The sequence below is a fragment of the Pseudofrankia asymbiotica genome (assembly GCF_001983105.1).
GTDB lineage: Bacteria > Actinomycetota > Actinomycetes > Frankiales > Frankiaceae > Pseudofrankia > Pseudofrankia asymbiotica.
This window is the reverse complement of record NZ_MOMC01000071.1, coordinates 20,768-37,325: the sequence shown is the minus strand read 5'-3', so window position 1 is coordinate 37,325 and position 16,558 is coordinate 20,768. Positions and strand designations below refer to the sequence as shown.

General features: G+C 73.8%; 11 protein-coding genes. 8 read left to right on the top strand and 3 right to left on the bottom strand.

The genetic code is table 11. The features are described 5' to 3' along the window. Positions 1-64: 64 nt before the first annotated feature. A complete protein-coding gene (locus BL253_RS30730; RefSeq protein WP_076820810.1) occupies positions 65-400 on the bottom strand; it encodes an ArsR/SmtB family transcription factor in 336 nt (111 codons plus the stop codon). Positions 401-540: 140 nt separating this feature from the next. On the opposite strand from BL253_RS30730, the gene BL253_RS30725 reads away from it, so the two are divergent. The 3 genes from BL253_RS30725 to BL253_RS30715 all read left to right on the top strand — a co-directional run bounded on the left by BL253_RS30725 (position 541) and on the right by BL253_RS30715 (position 3,793). Further along, a complete protein-coding gene (locus BL253_RS30725) occupies positions 541-1,812 on the top strand; it encodes an MFS transporter (protein WP_198946464.1) in 1,272 nt (423 codons plus the stop codon). Positions 1,813-1,958: 146 nt separating this feature from the next. Further along, positions 1,959-2,978 carry an ATP-binding cassette domain-containing protein gene (locus BL253_RS30720; protein ID WP_076820808.1) on the top strand — a complete coding sequence of 340 codons (1,020 nt, stop codon included), beginning with the start codon at positions 1,959-1,961 and terminating at the stop codon, positions 2,976-2,978. After that, positions 2,975-3,793 (top strand): ABC transporter permease, encoded by an 819-nt coding sequence (locus BL253_RS30715; protein ID WP_076820807.1) that lies wholly within the window; start codon positions 2,975-2,977, stop codon positions 3,791-3,793. The genes BL253_RS30720 and BL253_RS30715 overlap by 4 nt, the downstream gene beginning before the upstream one ends. Positions 3,794-3,813: 20 nt before the next feature. Here the strand turns inward: BL253_RS30715 and BL253_RS30710 are convergent, their stop codons facing one another. Both BL253_RS30710 and BL253_RS30705 read right to left on the bottom strand, forming a co-directional pair. Further along, complete coding sequence (locus BL253_RS30710) at positions 3,814-6,972, bottom strand: ATP-binding protein (protein WP_076820806.1); 3,159 nt, start codon at positions 6,970-6,972, stop codon at positions 3,814-3,816. A 148-nt stretch (positions 6,973-7,120) separates the two neighbouring features. Next, complete coding sequence (locus BL253_RS30705; RefSeq protein WP_076820805.1) at positions 7,121-7,648, bottom strand: NUDIX domain-containing protein; 528 nt, start codon at positions 7,646-7,648, stop codon at positions 7,121-7,123. Between the two features lie 270 nt (positions 7,649-7,918). On the opposite strand from BL253_RS30705, the gene BL253_RS30700 reads away from it, so the two are divergent. The 5 genes from BL253_RS30700 (at position 7,919) to BL253_RS30675 (ending at position 16,529) form a co-directional block, all read left to right on the top strand. Continuing rightward, positions 7,919-8,980, top strand: a complete 1,062-nt coding sequence (locus BL253_RS30700; RefSeq protein WP_076820804.1) for a patatin-like phospholipase family protein — start codon at positions 7,919-7,921, stop codon at positions 8,978-8,980. Between the two features lie 989 nt (positions 8,981-9,969). After that, the gene (locus BL253_RS30695) at positions 9,970-10,557 is read left to right on the top strand and encodes a hypothetical protein (RefSeq protein ID WP_241835296.1); all 588 of its coding nucleotides are present in this window, start codon (positions 9,970-9,972) and stop codon (positions 10,555-10,557) included. Positions 10,558-10,646: 89 nt separating this feature from the next. After that, positions 10,647-11,627 (top strand): hypothetical protein, encoded by a 981-nt coding sequence (locus BL253_RS30690; RefSeq protein WP_076820802.1) that lies wholly within the window; start codon positions 10,647-10,649, stop codon positions 11,625-11,627. 656 nt (positions 11,628-12,283) lie between these two features. Then, positions 12,284-15,523 (top strand): DEAD/DEAH box helicase, encoded by a 3,240-nt coding sequence (locus tag BL253_RS30680; RefSeq protein WP_076820800.1) that lies wholly within the window; start codon positions 12,284-12,286, stop codon positions 15,521-15,523. Continuing rightward, entirely contained in the window at positions 15,516-16,529 is a 1,014-nt protein-coding gene (locus BL253_RS30675; protein ID WP_076820799.1) for an SWIM zinc finger family protein, read from the top strand. Before BL253_RS30680 ends, BL253_RS30675 begins: the two co-directional genes overlap by 8 nt. The last annotated feature ends 29 nt before the right edge of the window (positions 16,530-16,558 follow it).

The following is a 16,558-nucleotide window of genomic DNA, read 5'->3' as shown; positions in this document are numbered from 1 at the left end:
AATGCTAGCATGCTAGCAACCTAGTCAAGCCACTTGCCGGGACAGTTCGGGCAGCCTGGCCGCCTCAGGCGCGAGCGGGCTGGTCGGCCGGCTCCGGAGCCAGGACGGCGGCGAGCAGACCCGGGAACCGCGCCTCGAGATCCTCGCGGCGGATCGTGACGACCCGACGGCGTCCCTCGACGGTGGTCGTGGTCAGTCCCGCCTCGCGCAGCACGCGGTAGTGGTGGGAGATCGTCGGCGCGCCGACCTCGATCCCGTCGGCGACGGCGGCACAGTCATCCGCGCCCGGCCGCGTGTACATCGCCCGCATCAGCGTGAGCCGGACCGGATCGGCCAGCGCGGCCAGGATCGTGATCAGGTCAAGCGAGTCGCGGCTTGGCTGCGGAAGCTGTCGAGGCACGGTGGGCCGCCCCGGTCAGCCGCTCGGTCGGCTGACGCGCCGACCCCAGTACCGCCGATCCAAATACTTTGACATCCGTCGAACGTTACCCCTAGCCTCACACTGTGACGATTCGACAAGCATCGAATGGAAGTACGGCGATGCCCAGCGAGGGGCTGCGGGGCTGGCAGCTCGGCGTGCTGGCGGCCGGGGCCTTCGTGCTGGGCGTTGACGGGTTCGTGCTGAGCGGCCTGCTCCCCGGGATCGCCACCGATCTGTCCGTGAGCGTGTCCACGGCGGGCCAGCTCACCACGATCTTCTCCGTCACCTACGCGCTGGGGTCGCCGATCATCGCGACCCTTACCGGCCGCTGGGACCGGCGCGTCCTGCTCGGTGGGGGGCTCGCGCTGTTCCTGCTCGGCATGGCGGGCCAGGCGCTCGCCACCTCGTTCGCCGTCATGGCGGCCGGCCGGGTCGTCGCGGCCGTCGGCGCCGCCGCCTTCCAGTCCAACGCCTACGTCATGGCCGGCCTGCTGGCCAGCGCGCAGCGGCGCGGCCGCGCTCTGGCCGCCGTCACCGCGGGAACCTCGCTGTCCACGGTGCTGGGAGTTCCGTTCGGCGTGCTGATCGGGCAGTGGTGGGGATGGCGGGTGGTGCTCTGGACCATCGCCGCGCTCGCGGCGCTCACCGCGTTCGCCGTGCCGAGACTGCCGAGGGCGCACGTCCCACCGACGTCGATGCGCACCCGGCTGGGCGTGCTGACGCGGCCCGCGGTACTCGCGGTCCTGGCCGGGACGGTCGCCGTGGTCGCGCCGGCCTTCGTGCTGATCTCCTACCTTCCCGCGGTCCTCGGCGGGTCCGGCACGGGTGGCCGGCTGGTCGTGGTCCTGCTGGCTTCCGGGCTGGGCGCCGTCCTCGGCAACCGACTGGTGGGAAGCGTGGTCGACAGCCGCGGCGCGCTGCCGGTGCTGCTGGTCGGCGTCGGCGGTGTCGCCGTGCTGGATGGCCTGCTGGTCCCGGCGCATTCCTGGTACGTGCCGACTCTGGCCCTCGTCTTCGCGGTCGGGGCCTTCGGCGGGCTGACCATCACGCCGCAGCAGCACAGGCTGTTCGTCGTCGCCCCGGATGTCGCCACCGTCGCGCTCGGCCTCAACGGGTCCGCCATCTACCTCGGATCCGCGCTCGGCGCGGCCCTCGGCGGGGTGACCCTCGACCTGGCCGGCGCCTCGGCGATACCGGCCGCGGCCGCCCTGCTCGCCGCGGTGGCATTCCTGCTCGTCGCCGCCACCGCACCGGAGCGGCGGACGCAAGCCGCCCAAGGCCCCTCGGCGCAGGCGGCCGGACCAGCGCAGGCGGCCGGACCAGCGCAGGCGGCCGGACCAGCGGAGCAGGCCGGACCGGCCGTGGCCGCACGCCCGGCCAGGCTTCCGTGAAACCGGCCGGGCAGCCGTGAAACCGAGCAGGCGTCGGTGAAACGGTCGGACGTCCGTGAAACCGTGCTGAGGTCACGGTGAAACCGGTCGCCCACAGAGTCGTTCCCAGGGCCGGCCACCAGAGAACGGTCCGGAAGGAGCACTCCATGACAGCCGCGGTCAACGCGCGTGGTCTGGTCAAGGCGTTCGGCGATGTCCGAGCCGTCGACGGCATCGATCTTGACATCGGGGAGGGCGAGATCTTCGGCGTGCTCGGTCCCAACGGGGCCGGCAAGACGACCATGCTGAAGATGCTGGCGACGCTGCTCAAGATCGACGAGGGCGAGGCGTCCATCTTCGGCGTCGACGTCCGCCGGGAGCCGCACCGGGTACGGCAGCTGATCGGCGTCACCGGCCAGTACGCCTCCGTCGACGAGAACCTCACCGCCACCGAGAACCTGTGGATGTTCGGGCGCCTGCAGGGCCTGAGCTCGCGCCGGTCCCGGGACACCGCCGCCCAGCTGCTCGAGCAGTTCGGCCTCACGGACGCCGCGGACAAGCGGATCTCACAGTTCTCGGGTGGCATGCGGCGGCGGCTCGACCTGGCCGCGAGCCTGATCACCCGGCCTCCGCTGATCTTCCTCGACGAGCCGACCACCGGCCTCGACCCCCGCACGCGCGGGCAGATGTGGGAGACCATCCGCGACCTGGTCGCCAGCGGGTGCACCGTCCTGCTGACCACGCAGTACCTCGACGAGGCCGACCAGCTCGCCGGCCGGATCGCGGTGATCGACCGTGGCCGCAAGGTGGCCGAGGGCACCCCGGACGAGCTGAAGACCTCGGTGGGCAACCTGACGCTGCAGCTGCGCCTCGCCCCCGGCGCCGACTTCTCCCTGGCCGCCGACGTGGTGCGCCGCCAGCTCGGCGAGGAGCCGGTCCTGACCCCGGAGTCCGGTCAGCTCAACGTCGCGCTCGAGACGGCCGACCGGGTGGCCGACGTGCTGATCGGGCTGCGCCAGGCGGGCGTCCACCTCTCCTCGGTGGGCGTCGACAAGCCGACGCTCGACGAGGTCTTCCTCGCGCTCACCGGCCACGACACCGGCGAGGACGAGGACGAGAACAAGCAGGCGGACGCGAGCGTGCCCGGGCAGATGCACAAGGAGACCCCCCAGGAGGTGGCCCGATGACCACGATCACCATCGACTCCGGGGCGGCGGTCGCCCGCGCCCAGAGCCGGCCCAGCGCGGCGGACACGTTCCGCCAGATCATGACCATGGCCTGGCGCGCCACCAAGAAGATGCGGCGCAACCCGGAACAGTTCTTCGACGTGACCCTGCAGCCGATCCTGTTCACGGCGATGTTCGCCTACATCTTCGGCGGGGCGATCTCCGGCAGCGTGAAGGGCTACCTGCCGCTGATGATCCCCGGCATCCTCGCGCAGACGGTCCTRACGACCAGCATGGCCACCGGCACCCAGCTGCGCGAGGACATCGACAAGGGCGTCTTCGACCGGTTCCGGTCGCTGCCGATGGCCCGGATCGCGCCGCTCGCGGGGCCGATGGTCGCCGACCTGCTCCGCTACACGATCGCCGCGACGATCACCTTCGGGATGGGCCTGGCGCTCGGCTACCGACCCGGCGGTGGTGTGCTCGGCGTGGTCGGCGCGATCCTGCTCGCGGTCGTCACCGGCTGGTCGCTGGCCTGGGTGTTCACCTGCCTCGGCACCGTCGCGCGCAGCGCGCAGAGCGTCCAGGGCATCTCCATGATGATCATGTTCCCGTTGACGTTCCTGTCGAACGCGTTCGTGCCCATCGACACCCTGCCGGGCTGGCTGGCCGCGTTCGTCAAGGTCAACCCGGTCTCCCACCTGGTCTCCGCGGACCGGGACCTGGCCAACCACGCGCACGTGTCCGCCGAGGCGGGCTGGACGCTGATCGCCTGTGTGATCGTCATCGCGGTGTTCGCGCCGCTGTCCGTCAAGCTCTACAAGCGGCACCTTTAGAACGGTCGCGAGTTCGGGGCTCAGCCGATCTGGTCGACGACGCGGAGYGCCTCGTCGGCCAGATCCGGCCCGCGCCGGTCGCCGTACTCGGCCCGCAGCGCCGCGACCTGGCCGGGCGCCCGTTCCTCGGCGCAGGCCGCGATCTTCTCCCAGGCCATCGTCGGCATCATCCGGTTGTAGGCGAACCGCTCGGCGAGCACGAGCAGCCGCACCGCCTCGGCCGGGGGCACCGCCGACCGGAGCAGGCCCCAGGCGCCGAGCGCGAACAGCGCCATGCCGCAGACCGGGTAGTCGAGGAACGGGTCCCCAAGGCCCAGGGCCCGGGACGTCCTGACCCGGAACAGGCGGCACAGCTGCGCGCCCTCGGCCTCGTCGTCGGCCGTCGCGTGATAGGCGAGCGCGGTCAGCAGGCTCGCGTCGCCGAACAGCATCCAGGGCTCGTCCCCCGTCGCCGTCTGGCCGGGGAAGGTGAACGCGCGCAGGCGCGTGGYGGCCGCGCGGAACGCCGCGAGCCCGGCGACCGGATCTCCCTTCGCCAGCGCGAGCTCTCCCGTGACGGTCCCGAAGGCGAACAGACCACCGAGGACGGTGTCGGCCTCCTTGAGCCGGTCCATCCGGTCGAGGTGCTCCTCAGCCTCGTCGAGACGCCCGGTGGCCAGGGCGCACAGCGCGAGGACCGAGTGAAGTTGGAGCAGGTCGTCGAGCGCGCCGAGCCGTTGGAGTACCGGTAAAGCCGCGAGGGCGCGCGGCACGGCCAGGTCCGGATGACCCAGCTGCATGTGCAGTCCGGCCAGATGAGCGTTCAGCACCGCCACGACCCAAGGGCCGTCGAACGCATCCCGCATCAGGGCCAGCGCGCGTTCGGCCGCGTTGATCGCGCCCATGGGGTCGCCTGCGTTCTCGAGCAGATAGCTGCGCCATTGCAGGGCCGCGATCGCGACGGACGGGTTCGGGGAGTCAGCCAGCTCGTCCAGCCGCGTCTCCAGAGCCCCGGCGTGGGCCGGGTCATGCGCGAGCAGCACCGTGACCATGGCGTTGATCCGGGTGTCGCCCTTCTCGTCCACCCCCAGCCGCACCAGCAGATCACGAACCGGCCCGAGCGCCTGGCTCGCCGGCCCGATCATGGCGTTCTGCATCACGATCACCATGGCCGCGCGGGTGGGGTCGGCCAGCTCCGCCGGTGGCGACCAGCCGGCGACGGTCTCGGCGACGGTGCCCGCCAACGCCGCCATCCTGGTGTGCTCACCCCTGACCGACCACAGCCCGCCCAGGCCACACAGCACCTGGACCACGGCCTCCGGGTCGGCGCCGGCCAGCGCCTGGCGCAGCGCGTCCGCCAGGTTGGTCTCCTCCGCGGCGAGCGCGTCGATGCCCGCGAGCTGCTCCGGGCCGAACAGGTCCCGCGCCGCGACGCTCGCGTAGCGGATCGCCCACGCGCGCCGGGCCGCCTGCGCGGCCTCCTGCTCGCCGGCCTGGGCGAGACGCATCCGGCCGAACTCGCGCACCGTCTCCAGCATCCGGTACCGCACGCCGGCGCTCGTCTCGGCGACCGTCAGCAGGGACTGGTCCACCAGCGCCTGGACCGCGCCCAGCGCGTCCGCGCCGAGCACCTCCTCGGCCGCGGCGAGGGTGACACTGTCCTGGAAGACCGCGAGCCAGCGCAGCGCGCGCCGCTCCCGCTCCGCCAGCAGGTTCCAGGACCAGTCGATGACGGCGAGCAGGGTGCGATGCCGGTCGGGGGCGTTCCTGACCCCGCCGCGCAGCAGGGCGAACCTGTCCTCCAGCCGCCGGCGGATCTCTTCCACGGACATCATCCGCGCCTTCGCGGCGGCGAGCTCGATGGCCAGCGGGAGACCGTCCAGCCGGGTCACGATGTCGGTCACCGCGTCGTCGGGAAGCTGGACGTCGGGCCGGGCCGCGACGGCTCGCTGCCGGAAGAGCTCGACGGACTCGGTCTCGCGCAGCGAGCCGAGCGGGTAGACGCGTTCCGCGCTGATCGCGAGCGGCGCGCGCGACGTGGTGACCACGCGCAGGTCGCTGGTGGTGGCGACGAGGAACGCGACCAGGTCGGCCACGGCGTCGACGAGATGCTCGCAGTTGTCGAGGATCAGCAGGCTGGGCGCCGCGCTGAGATGCTGGGCGATCCGCCCGCGCACGTCGGCGAGCTGCTGGGGCGTCAACGTCCGGCGGCCGTGCACCGAGTCGCGCACCCCCAGCGCCGAGCCGACCTCGCCGATCAGGTCCTCCGGCGAGGTGACTCCGACCAGCCCGACGAAATGCACGACCGGCAGCTCGACCGACCGGCCGAGCACATGGGCCAGCCGGGTCTTGCCCAGCCCGCCAGGGCCGACGATCGAGACCACCCGGGACGTGTGGACGAGCGCCGCGAGCTGTCTGAGGTCGTCCGCGCGCCCGATCAGCGCGCTTGTGTCGTAGTGCAGGCCCGCGCGCACCGGCTCGTCGAGGCGGAGCAGCTCCTGGTGCACCCGCTCGAGCCCGGAGCCCGGGTTGACGCCGAGCCGGTCACGAAGCTCGGCCCGGTATCTCTCGTACCGGTCGAGCGCCGCGCCGGCGCCCCGCACCGCCGCCTCGCTTCGCAGCAGGCAGACGAGCACCGCCTCGTCCGAGGGATCCCGGTCGAACGCCTCACCCAGGCGCGGCAGCGCGGACGTGTGCTCTCCGCTCAGGCTCAGCGCGCGGCCCAGCAGCCCGGCGAGCTCCGCCCGGTGCGCCGCGGCGTCCCGGCGCAGCTCCGCCAGCGGGTGGTCGTCCCCGTCCTGGGCCGCCGTCCGCGCCTCCGTCAGCGCCATGGCCTCGGCCGCGGCCGCGCGGGCCGCGAGCACGTCACCGGCCGCGAGCAGGCGCCGTGCGCGCAGGGTCAGGTCGCGCAGTCGCAAGGCGTCCACCTGGTCGACGGGGACGCCAAGCCGGTAACCGTCACCGTCCCGGACGACGGCGTCCGGCCCGCACTGGGCGCGCGTCCGCGAGATCAGGACCTGCAGCGCCTTGCCCGCGTTTCCCGGTCCGTTCTCGCCCCAGACCGCCTCGGCCAGCCGATCGCTCGGCACCGCCTGGCCGCCGCCGACGACGAGAGCGGCCAGCAACGCCTGCGGCCGCTCGCCGACCACCGGCTGACCGCGCCAGCGCACGCGGTCGAGGACGGTCAGGACGATCGGCACGTACTCAGTCTAGGGAGGGCCCGATCAGCCGGCGGCCCTGTCAGTTCCCCAGGCGTCGACGGTTCAGGGCCACCAGCCCGGCGAACACTGACGCCGAGGTCGGCGCCGAGGTCAGCGCCGCCCACGGCGACGCTGACCTCGACGCCGGTCAGGTGGTGGCGACCGTCGCGTGCCCGTCGAGCCGGGCGAAGTAGGCCGCCATCGCGTCGGTGTGCGTGGGGAACACGAGCGGGCGCGGCTCCGTGAGCACCAGCCACTCCGTGGTCTCGTCCGTGGCCGTCACCGGCGGCAGCTCGGCCCACGGCCGCTCCGGCAGCAGGCCGAACACCAGCAGGACCCCGCCGTCCCGGCCACTGTGCACGTCGAACAGCCGGACGTCGTCCGCGTCCGCGAGGATCCCGGTCTCCTCGCGCAGCTCCCGGACCGTGGCCTCGCGCCAGACCTCGCCGACCTCCATGAAGCCACCGGGCAGCCCCAGCTCACCGCGTCCGGGGTCGATGTCGCGGCGCACCACCACCAGACCGCGCGTGCCCTCGGGCATGACGACGGGCAGCAGCGCCACCGCGACCGGAGTCGGGTTGCGCCACGTCGTCTCACCGCAGGCGGCGCACACCCGGGGCCACGTCGCGTCGGCCCCGTACCTCGTACCGCAGTACGAGCAGAACGAATTCTGCATGAACCCGGACGATATCGGTCCGTACCCGACACCGCGACCAGCGCCGGCACAGCCCGACGGCGAGAGCGCGCCGGTACACCTGGGACTACCCCCCGAAAGGCGGAACAGACTACCGAACGTGCCCTGCCACACCCTTTCTGTAATGTGGCATAACGCATGGTGGTGACGACGTTGAGGGGAATGTCATAGCCTGACATTGGCTTTCGGGCGGCGGTGCCCTCCAGGTGGGCAGCGGGCCCTTGAGGCGACTGGACACGTCCGGGAGGTCCGATGACCGCGCCGCTGCTTCCCCCTCAGCCGTCTCAGCTGTTCCAGTCGCCCCCGCCCCGGGTCCAGCCGCAGGATGACATCCGCCCGGCGGCCGGCCCGCGGGGCGGCGGCGGCGGGGACTCGGGCAGGCCGGAGGACGCCGGGGACCCAGGCAAACCGGACGGGGCCGGCGAAGGCAGGGTCGCGTTCGTCCTGCAGGGCGGGGGCAGCCTCGCCGCGGCCCAGGTCGGCATGCTGCGGGCCCTGACCGAGGCGGGCGTCGTCCCGGATCTCGTCGTGGGCGCCTCGGCCGGCGCGCTCAACGCCGTCGCGTACGCCAGCGATCCCACCGTGGCGGGCATCGAACGGGTCGCCGCGGTGTGGGCGGCGATGCGCCGCAAGGACGTGGCGCCGCTGTCCCCCCGCGCGCTGGTGGGCGGCCTGATCGGCCGGCAGGACGGGCTGGCCTCCAGCGCCGGGCTGCGCCACCTGCTGGAGAGCGGGCTGGTGGTGCCCCTGCTCGAGCAGACGGTCATCGCGGCCCACGTCGTCACCACCGACCTGGCGACCGGGCACCCGGTCGTGCTCTCGGACGGCGACGCCGTCGAGGCGCTGCTGGCGACCTCGGCCTACCCGGGCGTCTTCCCGCCGGTCACCATCGAGGGGCGGCGGCTCATCGACGGCGGAGTGAGCGCCGACACGCCGGTCCGGCAGGCCGAGAGTCTGGGGGCGACGACGACCTACGTGCTGCCCTCGGTCGGCCCGACCCCGAGCGCCGCCACCCCCGAGCTCGTCCCACGCGGCGCGTTCGCGCTGGCACTGCGCGCGGTCAACCAGATCCTTGGCAACGCCGCCTGGGCCGACATGTCCGCCGTCCGCGGGACCGTCTACCTGCTGCCCACGCCCGGCTCGGCGACCGTCAACCCGTTCGACTTCCGCGGCACCCGGAACCTGATCGCGACCGGCTACCGGCTCACCGTGGACTGGCTCCGCGATCCGGCCCCGGTCCCGGTGCCGTCCCCGGCCCCATCGCCGGCCCGGATCCGCCGCCCGATCACCGCGCCGGCGCCCGGACTGGCCTGACAGCCGGCGCCTCGGCGGGCGCCATGGATGCCTCGGCGCCACGGATGCCTCGGCGCCATGACCCCGAATGATCGCCGGTCTCGCCCTCTGGTTGTCGTCGAACGGCCGCGGCGGCCGCGGCCACCACGGGCTGAAACCGCGATCAAGCCCGCGGCGCGGCGGAGCCTGCCGCGTGGCGGAGCCTGCCGCGCGGCGGAGCCTGCCGCGCGGCGGAGCCTGCCGCGCGGCGGAGCCTGCCGCGCGGCGGAGCCTGCCGCGCGGCGGAGCCTGCCGCGCGAGAGGCGTCGCCGGGTGTCGTGGATGCCAGCCGTCGACGGCCTGCCCGAGCGGGACGTGCGGCTGGAGACCGTGTGAAGTAGCAGTGTGTGCGACTCCCAGGGCGGATTTAGGGGCTCGGCGCCTTTGAGGCCGTCACCACGTCGGCATCGGGGGCTGGTCCACGCCATCACCAGGCCTGACCCGGCAATGTCGCCATCAGGCGGAGTCGAGGCGCACGGAACCATGAAGGTGTTGTGGCCAGACGGCGCGGCGAACTCGGGGCCAACTCTTCGAAGGGGCGCCGTCGCATTGAGCCAGGGCAGGGCATCGCGGATTTGGGTTGATTCCCTGGTTCGCTTGTTCTCCTGCCGCGCCCTGGCGTGACGGGTCACGCGCACCGTCCCGTCGGATCAGGCCGCCTCGGCCGCGCGTCCATGTGCTGAACCGTTTTGGAATGCCCGGCCCAGGGCTCCTCTGGACGGGCTGCCGCATTTTCGGCTCGCGGGCTGGGACGCGACGGGCAGGYCCGTGACCAGCATATTCGCGAAGCGCGGTGCCGGACGAACGGTATCGGGCGGCCCGCCCCGTCGCCCGCCGACCGATCCGCGGTGTTTACCCCCGATGCTCCCGGGTACCGCAGCGGACGTAGCAGACGAAACGGAACAGGCAGACAGCGATCGCACGGAGGTTGCGCCATGTCGGCATTGGGATGGACCATTTTGGCGCTATGTGTGGTTGCGCTGGCTGTGGTCGCGTTCGTGCTCATCCACCGTATCGGCCAGCGCGGGGGCGGCACGCTTATGCTGCGCCGCCGGTTCGGTCCGGAATACGACCGCGCGGTCGAGCAGAGCGGTGACCGGCGGACCGCCGAACTCAAACTCGCGGAAATCGCGCGCCGCCGCGACGAGTTCCACATCCGCCCCCTCGAGGACCGCGAGCGAGCCGACTACGTCGCCCGCTGGGACGCGCTGCAGACCCAGTTCGTGGACGACCCGGCGGAGGCCACCCGGCAGGCGGATCTGCTCATCGCGGACGTGATGCGCAGCCGCGGCTATCCGGAGGTGGGCTTCGACGAGCGCGTCGAGCTGATCTCGGCCGACCGTCCCGAGTTCGCCGGGTCCTACCGGGAGGCCCAGGCCGGTGCGTCCAGCCAGGTCAACGACAGGGGCACCGAGAAGCTGCGGTCGTCCTTCGTCCACTACCGGGATCTGTTCGCGTGGCTCGTGGATGACTCGGCGCACGCGAAGCCGCGGCGGGCGAAGGCGCAGGACAGCGACCGGACCGCGGCCATGTCCGGATCGGACCGCCGCCGCGCCTGACCGGCCCCGCACCTCGGCCCCAACCGGTGTGGTCCCGCCCGTCCGGGAGACCCGCCACCCAAGATCCCGCCAACAGAGGAGGACTCGATATGAGCCTGTTCGAACGACGTCCAGCCGCGGACGAGGCGGCGTCCCCGGACGCCTCCACGCCCACGCCCACGGCCGCACCCGCGAACCGGCCCGTGCCGGCGGACGCCACCGCGGAGCACCGGGTCGTGACCCCGGACGGGGGGGTCGTGCCGACCCCGCAGTCCTCGGCCCCCGGCACCGACGCTGACGTCGTCGACGCCGACGCGCCTGTCGACGCCGACGACCGCGCCCGCACCGTCCCGTACACCGCTGTCAAGGCGCCCGTCGGCACCGGCGCCTACGCCGACGACCCCGACACCGACACGCCCGTCGGCGTCCACAACACCACCGGCACCGGCACCGCCGCCAAGGACCCCTTCGGCACCGACGCCTCCGTCGGCACCGACACCGCCAAGCCTGTTGATGCCAGCACCGCGGCCGATACCGGGACCGCCTTCAAGGAGCCCTTCGACACCGGCGCCCCCGTTGACGACATCTACGCCGAGACGCCCGCCGACGGCCACGCCGCCGCTGAACCCGGCATCGCCGGCAAGGACCCCTTCGGCACCGACGCCCGCGTCGACGACCCCGACGCCCGCGTGGACGACCCCGACGTCGACTCCCCTGTCAGCGCCGGCACCGCCGCCGGCACCAACCCCGCCGCGGACACGGACATCGACGCGGACGTCGACGCCGACAGGAGCGACCAGGCAGACAAGGGCACCACGGACGCGACGGGCGCGACGGGCGCCACGGGCGCCGGGCAGTCCGGAGCCTGGCGGCAGGTGCTGCTGGAGTTCGTCGACCATCCGCGGGAGGCCGTCGAGAAGGCCGACCGACTGGTCGACGACGCCGTGCGGTCGCTGACCGAGCGGATCAACCGCGAGCACACGGGTCTGCGGGACGCGTGGCACACGCACGGCGAAGCGTCCACGGAGGACCTCCGCAAGGCGCTGCGCGGCTACCGGGACTTCTTCGAGAAGGTCCTCAACAACCGCTGAGGACCCGACCCACCGCCCCACCGTCCCCTTGACCTGACGCACATCGCCATCCCACGCCCCGGCCGGGCTCGGACCGCAAGGTCCACCCAGCCGGGGCGTCGGCGTCGGCGTCGGCGTCGGCGTCGGCGTCGGCGTCGGCGTCGGCGTCGGACCAGGCTCGGACAGCCGACCGGATGCCCAAGCCGCGTCGCGCTCCCACACCTTGAACACGCGAGCCGAAAAGCGGCCCGGCAGCAGCGACCAGTGAGCTCGCGAATACGCCGGAGCCGGCGTGCAGGGCGGGATCCCGCAGGATCGCGGTGATCACGCGGGCCTGGTCCTCCGCGGCGATCGGCGCGTGCCGGCCGTCGCCGAACGGCAGCGGCAGCGTCCACCCCCGCGGACGGCCTCGCCGCCGCCCCCATGCGCGGATCCGCGGCGACGGTGCGTGCCGTCCTCGGGGCCAAGCACAGGCTCCACCCGGGAGCACCGGACCGCCACCGGGGCGGTGCCGTCAGCGGCGGGCGCCGCGGCACCGCCGACGGCTGGGGCACCGCCCTCGACGGTGCCGACCGTCGGCCCGCTGTCGGTCCACCGCCAGTTCCGAGGCCTACGTAAGCTCGTGGGCGAGCCCTGTGGAGATGCCCGATCCCGGGTAACGGCCCCTAGGAGGGGCGATGCTGGTCGTGCACGGCGTCCGCGCGACCACCGGCGGGGCCCGGCTGTGGGCCGAGGACACGCGGCGCTGGGGACAGGCGCCGCGAGGAACCGACGACGGGCCGTCGCCCCATCCCTTCGCGGCCCTGGCCTCGAGGCTGGCGCCGCTCGCCACCGGCCGGTCCGCCGCGGCCGGGCGGCTCGCCGTGCTCCTGCCGAGCGCGGCCACGGGGCCGCTGGCGTCGCCGGACCTCACGGCCATGCTCGCGGCCACGGTGGCTGACGCCGCGCCCGAGTCCGGCGGGCAGGGGACGGACGCTCACGGCCCGGTCCTGCGCCGCTGGCTGGTCGACACGATCCACCTGGATGCCCCGCTGGTGCTCGGCCCACCTCGGGAGTCGGGCGAGTCGTTCAAGCTCGGGGCCTCGGCGCTGTTCCTGCTGGCCGTCGACGCGTTCGCGGCGGATCTGGTCGATCGTGGCCGGGTCCTTCCGGCCGTCGGGTGGGACGGCGCGCAGCCGCTGGCACGCTGGCGGCCGGTTCTCACCGGGCCGGACGTCGGACGGTTCGACGAGCTGACCGACGCCATGCCGCCGGCGTTCCGGGCCGCCGGCGAGGACGCCGCCGATGGGAACGATCCGGCCGAGGCGCTGGGCGCCACGCTCGACGGCCTCGTGGACACCCACGCCCGCGGCCGGCTCCGGCGGGCCCGCCTCGCGCCAAGGAACCCGGGGGCGTCGAGGGCACGGCGCTCGTCACTGGGCGGCGCGGCGGCCGGCTGGCTGCGGGCCCTCGGCGGCGACCCGCGCTTCATGGCCACCGTCGGCACCACCACCAGCACCGCCACCACCACCGACGTCGTCGTCGTCGCCACCGTCGACGACGACGACGGTGGCGATGTGGGCACCGCGGCCCGCGAGCTCGCCGCGAAGGTCGGGACGTGGCACTCAGGCGGCACCAGGGCATGGCCGGTGCGGGTGTGCTTCCGGTTGGGCGAACCGGGCGCCCTGTCGAGGACGGCCCCGGGCGACGACGAGGCCTGGCGGGTCGACTTCCTGCTGCAGGCGGTCGAGGACCCCGGTGTCCAGGTGGCCGCCGGCCAGGTCTGGCGACGCCGGCCCGCCGGGCCGGGGACATGGGCCACCGACGCCGAGGAGTCGCTGCTCGCCGGGCTCGGGCGGGCCGTCGCCGTGTGGCCGGGGCTCGGCCGGGCGCTGCGTGAGGCCCGTCCGACAGGGCTGGACCTGAACCTCGAACAGGCCCAGGAGTTCCTGGGCCTGACCGGGGCCCTCGAACAGGAGGGCTTCGGGGTGCTCGTGCCGTCGTGGTGGGCGCGGCCGGTCCGGCCGACGCCCCGGCTCACCGTGCGCGCGGTGAACCCGGTGACGCCGATCCTGCGTGACATCACGACGGATCTCGGCCAGATCGTCGACTTCCGCTGGGCCGTCAGCCTGGGCGACGTCGAGCTCAGCCGCGCCGAGCTCGACCGCCTCGCGACGGCCAAGGCCGAGCTCATCAAGGTCCGGGGCCGGTGGACCCGGGTGGATCCCGCCACGCTGGCCGGACTCGACCTGGCCCGGCAGTCCGTCGGCCGGATGACCGTCCGGGACGTCCTCGCCCACACGGGTCTCGGCCTCGGCCAGGGCGGCGGCGACGCTACCGGCGCGGAGGTCGAGGTGGTCGCGGACGGCTGGCTCGGCGCGTTGCTCGCCGGCACGGACCGGGACCGCCAGCCGGGCCCGGACCGCGATCCGGGCACGGACCGCGATCCGGACGCGGCGCCGCCGCTGGTCGAGCCGCCCGCCGGCCTGGGCGTGCGCCTGCGCCCCTACCAGGCGCACGGCCTGGCCTGGCTCGCGCTGCTCGACCGGCTCGGGATCGGCGCGCTCCTCGCCGACGACATGGGGCTTGGCAAGACCATCCAGGTCCTGGCGCTGGAGCTGCTTACCCGGGGCGCCGGCCAGGGGACCAGCCGCCGCGCGCCGACCCTCGTCGTCTGCCCGGTCTCGGTACTCGGGAACTGGCTGCGGGAGGCGGAACGGGTCGCCCCCGGCCTGAGAGTCCACATCCACCACGCGGCCCACCAGCCGCGGGCCGTGGCGATGGCCGAAGCCGCCGCCGGGCATGACCTGGTCCTCACGACCTACACACAGCTCGCCCGCGACGTCGACGAGCTCCGCCCGGTCGCGTGGGATCGGCTCGTCCTGGACGAGGCGCAGCAGATCAAGAACTCGGCGACCGCACAGGCCCRTGCGGCCCGCCAGCTGACCGCCCGCCACCGGATCGCGCTGACCGGCACTCCGGTGGAGAACCGGCTCGGCGACCTCTGGTCGATCATGCACGTGGTCAACCCGGGCCTGCTCGGCTCGGCCAGCTCGTTCCGCGCCCGCTATGCCRTGCCCATCGAGCGCTACGGCGACACCGACGCGACCGCCCGGCTGCGCCGGCGGATCCGCCCGGTCGTGCTGCGCCGGGTGAAGACCGACCCGTCGGTGCTGCGTGACCTGCCGGCGAAGGTGGAGCTTCGCCAGCTGTGCACACTGACGACGGAGCAGGCCTCGCTGTACCGGGCGGTCGTCGACGACATGATGGCGCGGCTGCGGGACGCCTCGTCCCCGGTGCGCCGCAACGGCGTCGTGCTCGCGGCGATGACGCGGCTCAAGCAGGTCTGCAACCATCCGGCCCACCTGCTCGGGGACGGGTCGGCCCTGCCCGGCCGATCCGGGAAGCTCGCCCGGCTGGAGGAGGTGCTCGCGCAGGTCGTCGCCGGCGGCGAGCGAGCGCTCTGCTTCACCCAGTTCGCCCGCTTCGGCTCCATGCTCGCGCCCTACCTGTCCACCCGGCTCGGGGTGGAGGTCTCCTTCCTGCACGGCGGCCTGGGGGCCACCGAGCGAGACACGCTCGTCGAGCGCTTCCAGACCCGGCACGGACCAGGCGTGTTCCTGCTCTCGCTCAAGGCGGGCGGCACCGGCGTGAACCTGACCGCGGCGAACCACGTCATCCACATCGACCGCTGGTGGAACCCGGCGGTGGAGGCGCAGGCGACGGACCGCGCCTACCGCATCGGGCAGCGACGCGACGTGTGGGTCCAGACGCTGCTGTGCATGGGCACGCTCGAGGAGCGCATCGACCGGATCCTCGCGGACAAGGCGGCGCTGGCCCGAACCATCGTCGGCGGTGGTGAGAGCTGGCTGGCCTCACTGTCCACCGACGAGCTGCGGGACCTGGTCGCACTGGCGCCCGAGGCCGTCCATGACTGACCTGGACGCTGGCGAGGGCGCCGTCGGCCCAGGAGGCGGAGGCGGCGCCGGCGGAGGCGGAGGCGGCGCCGGCGGAGGCGGAGGCGGAGGCGGAGGGCGCCGCGGGGGCCGAGGCGGGCGGGCCTGGTGGTCGTCCCGGTTCCTCGCGCTGATCGAGGGCATGAGCCTGCCCGACCCGCTGCGTGCCGGCCGCGCCCTGGTGCGCACCGAGGCCGTGCTGAGTGTGCGGCGATCGGGCAACCTCGTCGTCGCGATGGTCCGCGACCAGGGCGAGGACCTGCACAAGGCCCGGCTCGCCGTCCGGACGTTCGGCGACGCCGACTGGCGCCGCGTCGAGGACGCGCTCGCGTCCGAGGCGCGATACGCGGCCGTGCTGCTGGCCGGCTCGATGCCGGCGGGCATCGAGCCGACCTTCACCGCGCTCGGGCTGTCCCTCTTCCCCACCCGCGCCGACGACCTCGCGATGGACTGCACGTGCTCCGACTGGCAGCGGCCATGCGCGCACCTCGTGGCGTCCTGCCACCAGCTCGCCGACGCGATCGACCTCGACCCGTTCGAGCTCCTCGCGCTGCGCGGCCGGGAGCGCGACGCCCTCCTGGGAGAGATCCGACGCCTTCGCCCACACCCCGCCACCCGCCCAGGGCGCGGCACCGACACGTTTTCCTGGCCGGCGGGACCGGGATGGTCTCGGACGGCACCGGGCCTCCCCGGTGCGACGGACACCCCGGCGACAGCGACGGCCACGGGCCTCGCCGGCCAGGGCGCGGAGCCGCTCCCCCGGTCCGTCTCCGCGTTCTGGTCATCACCTGCCCCCGCCGACCGCCGGGGCGCCACACCTGATCGACACGCGCCGGCGGCGCGCCCCGACATCCTGCTGGAGCTGTGCGGGCCGCTGGCGGTGGAACCGTTCGGTGACCTCCGCGAGGCGCTGCGCCCCGCGTACCAGCTCTTCACGACACAGCGGCCAGTCCCGGGCGCACGGGACACCCCGAGCGACCCAGGCTGACCCCGCGGGGCCGGAGCTGGGAATCAGGC

Coding starts and splice junctions, on each gene's coding strand:
- BL253_RS30725 (WP_198946464.1), top strand. CDS start 541: ATGCCCAGCGAGGGGCTGCGGGGCTGGCAGCTCGGCGTGCTGGCGGCC.
- BL253_RS30720 (WP_076820808.1), top strand. CDS start 1,959: ATGACAGCCGCGGTCAACGCGCGTGGTCTGGTCAAGGCGTTCGGCGAT.
- BL253_RS30705 (WP_076820805.1), bottom strand. CDS start 7,648: ATGCAGAATTCGTTCTGCTCGTACTGCGGTACGAGGTACGGGGCCGAC.
- BL253_RS30700 (WP_076820804.1), top strand. CDS start 7,919: ATGACCGCGCCGCTGCTTCCCCCTCAGCCGTCTCAGCTGTTCCAGTCG.
- BL253_RS30690 (WP_076820802.1), top strand. CDS start 10,647: ATGAGCCTGTTCGAACGACGTCCAGCCGCGGACGAGGCGGCGTCCCCG.
- BL253_RS30675 (WP_076820799.1), top strand. CDS start 15,516: ATGACTGACCTGGACGCTGGCGAGGGCGCCGTCGGCCCAGGAGGCGGA.